This is a genomic window from Streptomyces showdoensis, from assembly GCF_039535475.1.
GTDB lineage: Bacteria > Actinomycetota > Actinomycetes > Streptomycetales > Streptomycetaceae > Streptomyces > Streptomyces showdoensis.
In genome coordinates this window covers 3067603-3079851 of the sequence record NZ_BAAAXG010000026.1, presented here as the reverse complement: position 1 = coordinate 3079851, position 12249 = coordinate 3067603, and the positions used below count along the sequence as shown (strand labels likewise).

Genomic DNA, 12249 nt, shown 5'->3' with positions numbered 1-12249 from the left:
TCCGCATGGCCAGAACGAAGGAATTCGACCCGGACGCGGCGCTCCGCTCGGCCCTCGACCTGTTCTGGGCCCGGGGCTACGAGGCGACGAGCATGGCCGACCTGGTCGAGCACCTCGGCATCGGCCGCGCGAGCCTCTACGCGACCTTCGGCAACAAGCACGAGCTGTACCTGAAGGCGATGGAGCGGTACGCGCAGACGCAGGACCCGCGCCTGTTCGCGGAGCTGTCGGCGCCGGGGCCCGCCCTGCCGGCCGTCCGCGGCCTGGTGCGCCGCTTCGCCGCCGAGTCCGGCGCGGACGAGACCCGGCTGCGCGGCTGCCTGGTCACCAACTCGGCCGCCGAACTGGGCCCGCACGACGCCGGCGTGGCCCGCCGCGTGGAGCGCAGCTGGGAGCAGCTGGAGACGCTGCTGCACGCGGCGCTCGCGCGGGCCGTGGCGCAGGGGGAGCTCCCGGCCGACCGGGACCCTCGGGCGCTGGCGCGGATGCTGCTGGTCCTGCTGCAGGGCCTGCGGGTGGTCGGCAAGGCGTCGAGCGACCCGGGCCGGGTGCACGACGCGGCGGAACAGGCCCTGACGCTGCTCGACTGACACCCGCACGACCGGGAGGGGGCGCCGATCCGGCGCCCTTCTCTTCGGACTCCATTCTGGAATGTACGGTCCATTACAAGGGGGGGTTCATGCCCAGTACCACCACGGCGAAGGCCCCACCGGCCCCGTCGCCCGCACCGCCTCCGGCGCGGCGGCGCCCCGGCCCCGCCTTCGCCCTCCTCGGCACCGTCCAGGCGACGCTGATCTTCACCCTCGCCTCGCTCGCCGTGCCGCTGCCCCGGATCGGCGCCGAACTGCGCCTGGACCGGGCCGACCTGATCCTGCTCAGCGCCGCGTACGGACTGGCCTTCGCCGGACTGCTGCTCTTCGGCGGCCGGCTGGCCGACCGCTGCGGCGGGCGCCGGGCACTGACCGCGGGGCTCCTCGTCTACGGCGCCGCCTCCGCCCTCGCCCCGCTCGCCCCCGGCTACGGCACGCTGCTCGCCGCCCGGTTCGCCCAGGGACTCGGCGCCGCGCTCGTCGCGCCCGCGGCCATGGGGGTGCTGCGGGACCTGTATCCGGCGCCCGCCGCGTACGGCCGGGCCATGGCGACCTGGGGCGGGCTCTCCGTCCTGGGCGCGACCGCGGGCAACCTGCTCTCCGGGGTGATCTCGGCCGCCGCCTCCTGGCGCTGGAGCTTCGCCGTCCCCGTCGCGGTCACGGCCGCCGCACTGCTCCTCGGGCGGCACCTGCTGCCGCCCGCCACGGAGCAGGGCGCCGCCCGCGGGCTCGACCTCCCCGGAGCGCTGCTCGCCACCACCGGGATCACCCTCGCCAGTTACGGGCTCGTGCTGACCGACGCCCGCCCCTGGGGCTCGGCCGCCGTCCTCGTCCCGCTGCTCGGCGGAGTGGCGCTGCTCGCGGGCTTCGCACTCGTCGAGCGGCGGACCGCCGACCCGCTCCTGCCGCCCGCCTTCCTGCGCGACCGGCGGCGGGGCCTGGGACTGGCCGGCGTCGCACTCACCGCCGCCGGCACCGCGGGCGTCTTCGTCCTGCTGTCGCTCGGACTCCAGGAGGGGCGCGGCTGGTCCGCGCTGCGCACCTCGGGCGCCTTCGTGCCCTTCGCCGCCGCGCTGCTGCTCGCCGGCCGGGCCGCCGGGCCGCTGATCCGGCGGTACGGGGCGGGGCGCGCGACCGCCGCCGGGCTCGGCACCGGCGCCGTGGGCCTCGGGCTGCTGGCGGCCACCGGCTTCGACCCGGCGGTGCCCTACGCCCACGGGCTGCTGCCCGGCCTGCTGCTGCTCCCGGCCGGTGCGGCGGTCTCCTTCGCCGGGTCGAGCGTCCTGGCCACCGAAGGGGTCCCGGCCCGGCAGGGCGGCCTCGCCGGCGGCGTCCTGAACACCGCCATGGAGCTGGGCCCCACCGTCGTCTTCGCCGCCGTGCTGACCCTCGGCACGGACGCCGCCTCGCTGGCGGCGACGGCCCTCGGCTTCGCGGCCCTGGCCGCGGCGGCCGCCCGTACCCAGTGAACGTCCCCCGACCACACCCTTCCCACCCAGGAGTCACCATGACGTCCGCCCGATTCACCGACCGCACCGTCCTCGTCACCGGCGCCGGGACCGGCCTCGGCCGGGCCATCGCGCTCGCCTTCGCCGCCGAGGGCGCGAAGGTCGCCGTCGCCGGCCGCAGCGCCGCCACCCTCGACGGGACCGTGGCGCTGATCGAGGCCGCGGGCGGCACCGCCGCCGCCTTCACCGCCGACGTGGCGGACGCCGCGTCCGTGCGGCGCCTGGTGGACGCGACGGTCGCGGCCTTCGGCGGACTCGACGTCGCCGTGAACAACGCGGGGGTGTTCCGCGGCGGCCACGCGGCGGCCGACTTCCCCCTGGAGGACTGGCACACCCTCCTCGACGTCAACGTCACCGGCGTGCTGCACGCGCTCCAGGCCGAGGTCGCCCACATGCGCGCCCACGGCGGCGGGGCGATCGTCAACATCTCGTCCAACCTGGGCCCGCACGTGCGCATCCCGGGCGTCTTCGGCTACCAGGTCTCCAAGGCCGCGGTCTCCGCGCTCACCCGGGCCGCCGCCCTCGACCACGTCGCCGACGGGATCCGGATCAACGCGGTCAGCCCGGGGGCCTCGGAGTCCTCGATGTCGCTGCGGCCCGGCGAGACGGAGGCCGAGCGGGCGGTGCGGATGAAGGAGGAGTCGCCGCTGGGGCGGATCTCCTCGGCGGCGGAGGTGGCGGCGGCGGTGCTGCACCTGGCCTCCGACGCGGCCGGTTCGACGGTCGGGGCGGACCTGGTCGTGGACGGCGGCGTCTCCGCCTGACGCCGGCGGCGGAGGCCGGGTCCGGCGCCCGACCGGGCGGGCGGGCGGACCGGCCGGCCCGCCCGGACCCGCTCCGGGGCTCAGCCCTGGACGGCGGCCGGGTCCATCCAGAAGACCTCCCAGTGGTGGCCGTCCAGGTCGGTGAAGGAACGCCCGTACATGAAGCCGTGGTCGAGCGGCTCCTTCGCCGCGCCGCCGCCCGCGGCGAGCGCCGCGTCGGCCAGCTCGTCGACGGCCTCGCGGCTGTCCCGGCTGAGCGTGATCAGCACCTCGGTGCTCTTCGTCGCGTCGGAGATCTCCTTGCCCGGCGCGGTGAAGGAGCGGAACTTCTCCTCGGTGAGCAGCATCGCGAAGATCGTGTCGCTGATCACCAGACAGCCGGTCGAGTCGTCCGAGAACTGCGGGTTGAAGGAGAAGCCCAGCTTGTTCCAGAAGGCCTTGGTGGCGTCGAGGTCCTGTGCGGGCAGGTTCACGAAGATCATCTGAGCCATGGTGTCGTCTCTCTTCCGTTCCGTACGGGTCTGTCTGTTCCGTAGTGGCGCTTACGAGAGTGAAGACCGGGCGCGGCGGGGAAACTCATCGCCACGCCCGGAGTTTTTTCCGACCGGTCTCAGACCGCGTTCTGGACGGCCGTCGTCCCGGTCCCCGAGTCGACGATCGCGGGCACGCCGGCGCCCCGTCCGGTGAGGTCGTTGCCGACCACCCAGGTGTCGGTGGAGCCCGCCATGACGCCGATCGCGACCCCGGAGGCGCCGCCGGTGACGGTGCCGACGGTGTTGCCCTGGACGAAGGTCCCGGCCGCGTTCCCGCCGACGCGCACGGCGTAGGTCGCGGCGCCGGTGATCCGGTTGCCGCGCAGGGTGGCGCCGCCGACGCCCGCGCTGATGCCGTGGCCGGTGGTGGTGAGGATCGTGTTGTCGGCGACGAGGGTGCCGGTGGCGGCGGAGTCCACGCCGATGCCGTCGCCCTGGACGTCGGAGACGCTGTTGCCGGTGACGATCGCGTTCGGGGAGTTCTGGACGTGGATGGCCTGGCAGTTGCCGGTGGGGCTGGTGCGCAAGGTGGTGGTGACGGTGTTGCGGCTGATGGTGAGGCCGTCGGTCTGCGTCGCGTAGATCCCGGCCTCGCCCTTGACCGACGTGATCGTGTTGCCGCTGACGGTGACGGACCGGTGGCGGGCGCCGCCGGTGCCGACGGTGACCGAGATGCCGCCGCTCCCCTCGACGTCGCGGATGGTGTTGCCGGTGACGGTGATGCCGCTGAGGGCGTTGCCCTGGGGCGAGTTGAGGTAGACCGCGTGCGAGGCGGTACCGCTGATCACGTTGTCCGCGATGACCGAGTCCTGCCAGTCGGCGGCCCGGATGCCGTAGGCGCCGCTCTTCTCGACGGTGTTGCCGATGACCCGGATCCGCCGGTGGGAGACGCCCTTGGCGCCCCAGTGGTCCCCGCACAGCGCGCCGAACGGCCCGGTCGTCGTGCCGGGGCGCAGGGTGCAGCCGGTGATGAGGACGTCCTCGCAGGGGGTGGCGTCGTACGCGGGGGCCGGCAGGTTGCCCTCGGTGGCGCAGGTGATCTGGACGGCCTCCTTCATGGTGAGGCTCGCCCCGTCGCCCGGGTGGTGCCCGTCGAAGACGCAGTTCACGACGGCCGCGTTCTTCACCGCGTTCAGCTCGATGGCGTGCGCGGACGGGGTGTCGACGAAGGTGCAGTCCTTGATCAGCACGCCCTCGCAGTGGGCGAAGCCGATGGCGTCGCTCTGGGTGCTGAAGACGCCGCCGCGCATGTCCCAGGTGCCGCCGAGGACGGCGATCGAGCCCGCGCCCTGGTACCCGTACACGGGCGTGACGGAGTCGAAGTTCTTCAGCAGGCCGCCGTTGTTGCCGGTCCGGACGATGCGGGCGCCGTACGCGGAGACGGTGGTCCCGGCGCCGACGACGAGCCCGGCACCGGTGCGGTACGTGCCCGGCGGTATCAGCAGGGTCGCCGGACCCGCCACGGCCTTCAGGGCGACGAGCGCGCTCTTGAACGCGGCCGTGTCGTCGGCGGTCCCGTCGCCCTTGGCCCCGTGGGCGGTGACGTCGACGACGGTCCCGCCGCCGGTCACGGCCGCGGCGGCCGGCCCCGCACCGAGGACACCGCCTCCCAGGGCTCCCACGAACCCGCCCATGGCCAGCATCAACGAACGACGTTCCACGTCGCACTCCCCCTCGTCTCGGTGTTCCGGAGGAGGAGGCTACGTCAGAAGTCGATCTCCTCCCCGACCGGCCCCGACCGGCCCCGACCGGCCCCGCCCCCGCCGTTCCCCCGTCACCGGCCGTTGGCGCCCGGGCAATTCCGCCCTCCTAGGTTCCGGAGGCGCGCGACCCCGTCGCCGACCGGTGCGGCGGGGCGGTTCACACCTCGCATCAGGAGTGGAACGTGGAGCGACGCAGTTTCCTGCGTGGAGCGGTCATCGGCACGTCGGCCGCCGCCTTCGGCGGCACCTTGTGGCGCGGGGCGGCCTTCGCCGCGCCCGCCCAGCCCGGGGTCGGTCCGTACGGGGCGCTCGGCGCCGCGGACGCGAACGGCATCCAGCTGCCCACCGGATTCACCAGCCGGGTCGTGGCCCGGTCCGGCCAGGCGGTCGCGGGCACCTCGTACCTGTGGCACAGCGCGCCCGACGGCGGCGCCTGCTTCGCCGACGGGACGGGCTGGATCTACGTCTCGAACTCGGAGATCAACCCGAGCGGCGGCGCGAGCGCGGTGCGCTTCGACGCCTCCGGCGGCATCACCGGCGCCTACCGCATCCTGTCCGGCACCCGGCAGAACTGCGCGGGCGGCAAGACCCCGTGGAACACCTGGCTGTCCTGCGAGGAGGTGTCGCTGGGCTACGTCTACGAGTCGAACCCGTGGGGCGGCACCGCCTACCGCCGGGACGCCATGGGCCGGTTCAAGCACGAGGCGGCCGCGGCCGACCCGGTCCGCCGGGCGGTCTACCTGACCGAGGACGAGACCGACGGCTGCTTCTACCGCTTCCTCCCCACCACCTGGGGCGACCTGTCCGCCGGCACCCTGCAGGTCCTCAAGGCCGGCACCGCGACCTCGGGCGGCTTCACCTGGCAGACCGTGCCCGACCCGGACGGCTCCCCGACCGCCACCCGCGGCCAGGTCTCCGGCGCCAAGCGCTTCAACGGCGGCGAGGGCTGCCACTACGCCGACGACACCGTCTGGTTCACCACCAAGGGCGACAACCGGGTCTGGCAGGTGAACCTCGCCGCCGGGACCTACGAACTGGCCTACGACGACTCGCTGGTGACCGGCGGCGGGGCGCCGCTCACCGGGGTCGACAACATCACCGGCTCCTCCTCCGGCGACCTGTTCGTCGCGGAGGACGGCGGCACCATGGAGATCTGCGTCATCACGCCGGACGACGTGGTCGCGCCCTTCCTCCGGATCACCGGCCAGTCCGGCTCCGAGATCACCGGACCGGCCTTCTCCCCCGACGGCCGGCGCCTGTACTTCTCCAGTCAGCGCGGCACCAGCGGCAGCTCCTCGGGCGGCATCACCTACGAGGTGACCGGCCCGTTCCGCGCGTAGCACCGCGTCTCACGGGGACTCTGGGCGCCGCCGAGCAGGGCGGCGCCCAGCGGCGTGAGGGTGTGCAGCACCGCGTTGCCGTGGCGCAGCGTGGCGACCAGGCCGGCCTCGCGCAGCACGCCCGCGTGCTGGCTCGCGGAGGCGAGGGAGACCCCCGCCCTGCGGGCCAGTTCGCTGGTGGTGCCGCCGTCGCCGATGGCGCTGAGGACGGCGGAGCGGGTGTGCCCGACGAGCTTGGCCAGCGAGGGCAGGCCCGGCTCGCGCACGGTCGGCGCCTCGGAGTGGGTGACGGGATAGACCAGCACCGGCGGCAGCCCGGGGTCGCGGAGCACGACCGGGGTGCCGCGGCAGAAGTACGAGGGCTGGAGCAGCAGCCCTCGCCCGTCGAGGTGGACGTCCCGCTCGACCGGGTAGTCGGCCTCCAGGACGGGGCTGCGCCAGCGGAGCATCGGCGGCAGCGAGGCCAGGAGTTCCTCCGCGCCCCCGTCGAGCAGGGCCCGCCCGCGCAGCGCCCGGTCCGCCTCGACCCGGGCCTGGATGTGCGACCAGTACGGTTCGACGGCGGCCCGGTGGTAGCCGCGGAGGGCCGCGACGAGCCGCCCGAGGGGCTCCGACGCGCCCTCCGCGAGGGCCCGCAGCGCGGCCGGCACGGCGGGGCGTCCGGCGCGGGTGGCGCCCAGCAGGGCGACCTCCGCGTGGATGCGGCCGGGCGGGGTGGCGCGGATGGCGTCGAGGGCCTCATCGACTCCCAGGATGCCCTGCGGCGGGGTCAGGAAGTCGGGGAAATAGCCGCGGCCCGGAACGAGCGCGGCGAGCAGCCGGGTCTCGGCGCCCAGTCGTATGCGTGCTTCCGACCGCCATTCGCGGTAGACCACCGATCCACGTCGGTCCCTTAAACGGTGAAAACTGAGAATCGTTTCCCAGAGAACGTCCGGCCGGGCGGCCATCCGGACCCCGGCCAAGTCGTTTCCGCTGAAATGAATCCGCAGCATGGAACCCCCACCTGTGCACTCGCAACCACCCCCGACGACGAGTATGCACAGCATCACTGCACGTTACCAGGGTGTTTCAGCCACACTTGAAAAGCCTCGCGGCGAACACGGGTCAACCGAAAAGCTGTGCGTGTCGGGCAGGAAACCTTCAGGACCGAGGTGACGTGGCGAAGACCGTGGGGGGCTTCGTCTCGTCCGGCGGCGGTCGGCGAGGTTGCGGCTCACCTGCCCGATGAAAAATGGGCGCGGCCTCCGGGTGGGGATCCGGAGGTCGCGCCTGTCTCATTCTTTGCGAAAGTTCAACGTCGTTTGAACGGCGTTCGACACCGCTCATTGTCGTTCAATGTCCAATAAACCGAAGTCTCGCATTCGAGCATGGACTTGAACAGGAACTCACATTTATCCAACGATCATGTAACGCCGCACCCGGACGCCGCCGGGGGCGCCCCCGGGGCACCGACGGGACACCCCCAGGACACCCCCGGGACGACATACGACGGGGCGGACACCTCCGCACAAGGTGTCCGCCCCGCCCCTCTTGCGAACCGGAGCCGCCGCCCATCGGTATTGAGGGTCGGGGACGAGCGGCGGCTCCGGTGGTCATCGGGTCAGCGGCTGTCGCTGCCCTTCGCCTCGGCCGCCGCGCGGCCGGCCTCCAGGCGCGCCACCGGGATCCGGAAGGGCGAGCAGGAGACGTAGTCGAGGCCCACCTCGTGGAAGAAGTGCACCGACTCCGGGTCGCCGCCGTGCTCGCCGCAGACGCCCAGCTTGATGTCGGGGCGGGTGGCACGGCCGGCCTGGACGGCGCTGCGGACCAGGGCGCCGACGCCGTCCTTGTCGATGGTCTCGAAGGGGCTGACGCCGAAGATGCCCTTCTCCAGGTACGCGGTGAAGAAGCTGGCCTCCACGTCGTCGCGGGAGAAGCCCCAGACCGTCTGGGTCAGGTCGTTGGTGCCGAAGGAGAAGAACTCGGCGGCCTCGGCGATCTGACCGGCGGTCACCGCGGCGCGCGGCAGCTCGATCATGGTGCCCAGGGCCAGCTTGAGCTCGATGCCGGTCTGCGCCTGGACCTCGGCGATGACCTCCTCGGCCTCCTCGCGGACCAGCTCCAGCTCCTGGACGGTGCCGACGAGCGGGATCATGACCTCGACGCGCGGGTCGCCCTTGGCGTCGATGCGCTGGGCGGCGGCCTCGGCGATGGCGCGGACCTGCATGGTGAACAGGCCGGGGATGACCAGGCCGAGGCGGACGCCGCGCAGACCCAGCATCGGGTTCTGCTCGTGCAGCCGGTGCACGGCCTGGAGCAGGCGCAGGTCGTTCTCGTGCGGCTCCTTGCGGGCCTCGGCGAGGGCGACGCGCACCGAGAGCTCGGTGATGTCGGGCAGGAACTCGTGCAGCGGCGGGTCGAGCAGCCGGACGGTGACGGGCAGGCCGTCCATCGCCTCGAAGAGCTCGACGAAGTCCTGCTTCTGCAGCGGGAGCAGCGCCTTCAGCGACTCCTCGCGCTCCTCGTCGGTGTCGGCGAGGATGAGCCGCTCGACGTACTGGCGGCGCTCGCCGAGGAACATGTGCTCGGTGCGGCACAGGCCGATGCCCTGGGCGCCGAAGCGGCGGGCGCGCGAGGCGTCCTCGGCGTTGTCGGCGTTGGCGCGGACGCGCAGCCGGCGGACGCGGTCCGCGTAGGCCATGATCCGGTGGACCGCCTGGACCAGCTCGTCGGCGTCGTCGGCGCCGGCGTGCATGCGGCCCTCGAAGTACTCGACGACCGGGGACGGTACGACGGGTACCTCACCGACGTACACCTTGCCGGTGGAGCCGTCGATGGAGACGACGTCGCCCTCCTCGATGACCACGCCGGAGGCGGTGGTCATGCGGCGGCGCTTGGTGTCGACCTCGAGCTCCTCGGCGCCGCAGACACAGGTCTTGCCCATGCCGCGGGCGACGACGGCGGCGTGCGAGGTCTTGCCGCCGCGGGAGGTGAGGATGCCCTCGGCGGCGATCATGCCGTCCAGGTCGTCCGGGTTGGTCTCCCGGCGGATGAGGATGACCTTCTCGCCGGAGCGGGACCACTTGACGGCCGTGTACGAGTCGAAGACGGCCTTGCCGACGGCCGCGCCCGGGGAGGCGGCGATGCCGCGGCCGATCTGCTCGACCTTGGCGTGCTCGTCGAACTTGGGGAACATCAGCTGGGCGAGCTGGGCACCGTTGACCCGCTGCAGCGCCTCGGCCTCGTCGATCAGGCCCTGGTCCACGAGCTGCGTGGCGATGCGGAAGGCGGCACCGGCGGTGCGCTTGCCGACGCGGGTCTGGAGCATCCAGAGCTGGCCGCGCTCGATCGTGAACTCGATGTCGCAGAGATCCTTGTAGTGGGTCTCCAGCGTGTTCATGATCTGCATGAGCTGGTCGTACGACTTCTTGTCGATCGACTCGAGCTCGGCGAGCGGCACGGTGTTGCGGATGCCGGCGACGACGTCCTCGCCCTGCGCGTTCTGCAGGTAGTCGCCGTAGACGCCGGCGTGGCCGGAGGCGGGGTCGCGGGTGAAGGCGACGCCGGTGCCGGAGTCGGGGCCGAGGTTGCCGAAGACCATCGAGCAGACGTTGACGGCGGTGCCGAGGTCGCCCGGGATGCGCTCCTGGCGGCGGTACAGCTTCGCGCGGTCGGTGTTCCAGGAGTTGAAGACGGCCTCGATGGCGAGGTCCATCTGCTCGCGCGGGTCCTGCGGGAAGTCGCGGCCGGTCGCGGTCCTGACGATCTTCTTGAAGTGCTCGACGAGCTTCTTCAGGTCGTCGGCGTCGAGGTCGGTGTCGCTGGTGACCCCCTTCGCCGCCTTGGCCTCGTCGAGGGCGTCCTCGAAGAGCTCGCCGTCCACGTCGAGCACGGTCTTGCCGAACATCTGGATGAGGCGGCGGTACGAGTCCCAGGCGAAGCGCGCGTTGTCGGCCTGGGCGGCGAGGCCCTCGACGGAGACGTCGGAGAGGCCGATGTTGAGGACCGTGTCCATCATGCCGGGCATGGAGAACTTGGCGCCGGAGCGGACGGAGACCAGCAGCGGGTCGTCGGCCTGGCCGAGCTTCTTGCCCATCTGGCGCTCGAGGGCGTCGAGGTGCGCGGTGACCTCGTCGCGGAGCTCGACCGGCTCGGAGCCGCTCTCCAGGTAGACCTTGCAGGCCTCGGTCGTGATCGTGAAGCCGGGGGGGACCGGCAGACCGAGGTTGGTCATCTCGGCCAGGTTCGCGCCCTTGCCACCGAGAAGGTCCTTGAGGTCCTTGTTCCCCTCGGTGAAGTCGTAGACGAACTTCTGATCATTAATTTCCGACACGGGTCCCGACTCCTCGACGACTCGGTTGGCTGCCCTGACGGCGAGGAACATACCCAGATCGAAGGCTTCTGGGGAGGTACGCCTACCGGTCACCCGGTCTTAACCACCCGTCCGCCAGCACTTCGAAAGTAACCGACCGGTAGCTTCCGCTTTCACGCCCCGAAGCCCGTTTGACTCAAACCAGAGCTTCCGCGCTCAGGTGAGCGCCCAAAAGAGCATTTGCGTTCAACTCTTGAACGCAAAAAGGGTGGCACTCCGTGCCACCCTTCAAGCGGAAGATGGACCCGTAACATGCTCATCTGAGCACTACCCCTATCAAGGGTGGCGAGGATCACTCGCCGAGAAGGGCCCGAATCTCAGCCGCCGGACGTGTCCAGCTCCGCGTCCTCGCTCACTCCGGCGCAGTCGTACGGGTCCTTCAGCCAGCCATCCGGCAGGACAACCCGCCCATTTCCGGACGTACGACCCCGGGGGCCGTCGGCACCCGTCGGCCAGGGCTGCTCCAGGTCCAGCTCGCTCAACTGAGCGCTCAGTTCGTCCAGGGAGGAGGTGATGGCCAGCTTCTTGCGCATCTCCGAGCCGACCGAGAAGCCCTTGAGGTACCAGGCGACGTGCTTGCGGAAGTCGACGACACCCCGCGACTCGTCGCCCAGCCACTCGCCGAGCAGGCGCGCGTGCCGCACCATCGTGTCCGCGACCACCCGCAGCCCCGGCTGCGCGTACGCTCCGGTGCCCTCGAAGCCCGCCACGAGGTCGCCGAAGAGCCAGGGGCGTCCGAGGCAGCCCCGGCCCACGACCACGCCGTCGCAGCCCGTCTCGCGCATCATGCGGAGCGCGTCGTCGGCGGACCAGATGTCGCCGTTGCCGAGCACCGGGATCTCCGGCACGTGCTCCTTGAGCCGCGCGATCGCGTCCCAGTCGGCGGTGCCGCCGTAGTGCTGGGCCGCGGTCCTGCCGTGCAGGGCGATGGCGGTGACGCCCTCCTCGACGGCGATCCGGCCGGCGTCCAGGAAGGTGATGTGGTCGTCGTCGATGCCCTTGCGCATCTTCATCGTGACCGGCAGGTCGCCCGCGTTGGTCACGGCCTCGTGCAGGATCGCCCGCAGCAGCGGCCGCTTGTACGGGAGGGCCGAGCCGCCGCCCTTGCGGGTCACCTTGGGGACGGGGCAGCCGAAGTTCAGGTCGATGTGGTCCGCCAGGTCCTCGTCCACGATCATGCGGACGGCCTTGCCGACGGTCACCGGATCGACGCCGTACAGCTGGATCGAGCGCGGCTTCTCGGTCTCGTCGAAGCGGATGAGCTGCATGGTCTTCTCATTGCGCTCGACCAGCGCCCTCGTCGTGATCATCTCGCTGACGAACAGGCCCTTCCCTCCGGAGAACTCACGGCAGAGGGTGCGGAACGGGGCGTTGGTGATGCCGGCCATCGGCGCGAGCACCACCGGGGGCTGCACGATGTGCGGCCCGATGGCGAGGGGGGAGAACGCGGTCATCCGCCC

The 12249-nt window shown here is 72.1% G+C and carries 9 protein-coding genes; 4 read left to right on the top strand and 5 right to left on the bottom strand.

All coding sequences use genetic code 11. From position 1 onward, the window contains the following. Positions 1 to 5: 5 nt before the first annotated feature. The 3 genes from ABD981_RS26930 to ABD981_RS26920 all read left to right on the top strand — a co-directional run bounded on the left by ABD981_RS26930 (position 6) and on the right by ABD981_RS26920 (position 2862). Positions 6 to 590 carry a TetR/AcrR family transcriptional regulator gene (locus ABD981_RS26930; protein ID WP_046905691.1) on the top strand — a complete coding sequence of 195 codons (585 nt, stop codon included), beginning with the start codon at positions 6 to 8 and terminating at the stop codon, positions 588 to 590. Positions 591 to 679: 89 nt separating this feature from the next. Continuing rightward, complete coding sequence (locus ABD981_RS26925) at positions 680 to 2059, top strand: MFS transporter (RefSeq protein WP_046905690.1); 1380 nt, start codon at positions 680 to 682, stop codon at positions 2057 to 2059. A gap of 38 nt (positions 2060 to 2097) precedes the next feature. Continuing rightward, positions 2098 to 2862, top strand: coding sequence for an SDR family NAD(P)-dependent oxidoreductase (locus tag ABD981_RS26920; RefSeq protein WP_046905689.1), 765 nt, complete (start codon positions 2098 to 2100; stop codon positions 2860 to 2862). An 80-nt stretch (positions 2863 to 2942) separates the two neighbouring features. Here ABD981_RS26920 and ABD981_RS26915 read toward each other — a convergent pair whose 3' ends face one another. Further along, positions 2943 to 3353, bottom strand: coding sequence for a VOC family protein (locus ABD981_RS26915; RefSeq protein WP_046905688.1), 411 nt, complete (start codon positions 3351 to 3353; stop codon positions 2943 to 2945). A 119-nt stretch (positions 3354 to 3472) separates the two neighbouring features. Further along, on the bottom strand, positions 3473 to 5056 hold the full coding sequence (locus tag ABD981_RS26910) for a right-handed parallel beta-helix repeat-containing protein (protein WP_046905687.1): 1584 nt from the start codon (positions 5054 to 5056) through the stop codon (positions 3473 to 3475). Positions 5057 to 5280: 224 nt separating this feature from the next. Between ABD981_RS26910 and ABD981_RS26905 the strand changes: the two genes are divergently transcribed. After that, a complete protein-coding gene (locus ABD981_RS26905; RefSeq protein ID WP_046905686.1) occupies positions 5281 to 6438 on the top strand; it encodes an alkaline phosphatase PhoX in 1158 nt (385 codons plus the stop codon). On the opposite strand, the gene ABD981_RS26900 is transcribed toward ABD981_RS26905, so the two are convergent. The 3 genes from ABD981_RS26900 to dusB all read right to left on the bottom strand — a co-directional run bounded on the left by ABD981_RS26900 (position 6408) and on the right by dusB (position 12243). Beyond that, positions 6408 to 7430, bottom strand: coding sequence for an ArsR/SmtB family transcription factor (locus ABD981_RS26900; protein ID WP_046905685.1), 1023 nt, complete (start codon positions 7428 to 7430; stop codon positions 6408 to 6410). The genes ABD981_RS26905 and ABD981_RS26900 overlap by 31 nt on opposite strands. A gap of 608 nt (positions 7431 to 8038) precedes the next feature. After that, positions 8039 to 10750, bottom strand: coding sequence for a pyruvate, phosphate dikinase (gene ppdK, locus ABD981_RS26895; RefSeq protein ID WP_046905684.1), 2712 nt, complete (start codon positions 10748 to 10750; stop codon positions 8039 to 8041). A 356-nt stretch (positions 10751 to 11106) separates the two neighbouring features. Next, entirely contained in the window at positions 11107 to 12243 is a 1137-nt protein-coding gene (gene dusB, locus ABD981_RS26890) for a tRNA dihydrouridine synthase DusB (RefSeq protein WP_046905683.1), read from the bottom strand. Between the last annotated feature and the right edge of the window lie 6 nt (positions 12244 to 12249).

Excerpts from the sequence above, each read along its gene's own strand:
- dusB (WP_046905683.1), bottom strand. The coding sequence starts at position 12,243 with ATGACCGCGTTCTCCCCCCTCGCCATCGGGCCGCACATCGTGCAGCCC.
- ABD981_RS26900 (WP_046905685.1), bottom strand. The coding sequence starts at position 7,430 with ATGCTGCGGATTCATTTCAGCGGAAACGACTTGGCCGGGGTCCGGATG.
- ABD981_RS26915 (WP_046905688.1), bottom strand. The coding sequence starts at position 3,353 with ATGGCTCAGATGATCTTCGTGAACCTGCCCGCACAGGACCTCGACGCC.
- ABD981_RS26930 (WP_046905691.1), top strand. The coding sequence starts at position 6 with ATGGCCAGAACGAAGGAATTCGACCCGGACGCGGCGCTCCGCTCGGCC.
- ABD981_RS26925 (WP_046905690.1), top strand. The coding sequence starts at position 680 with ATGCCCAGTACCACCACGGCGAAGGCCCCACCGGCCCCGTCGCCCGCA.
- ABD981_RS26920 (WP_046905689.1), top strand. The coding sequence starts at position 2,098 with ATGACGTCCGCCCGATTCACCGACCGCACCGTCCTCGTCACCGGCGCC.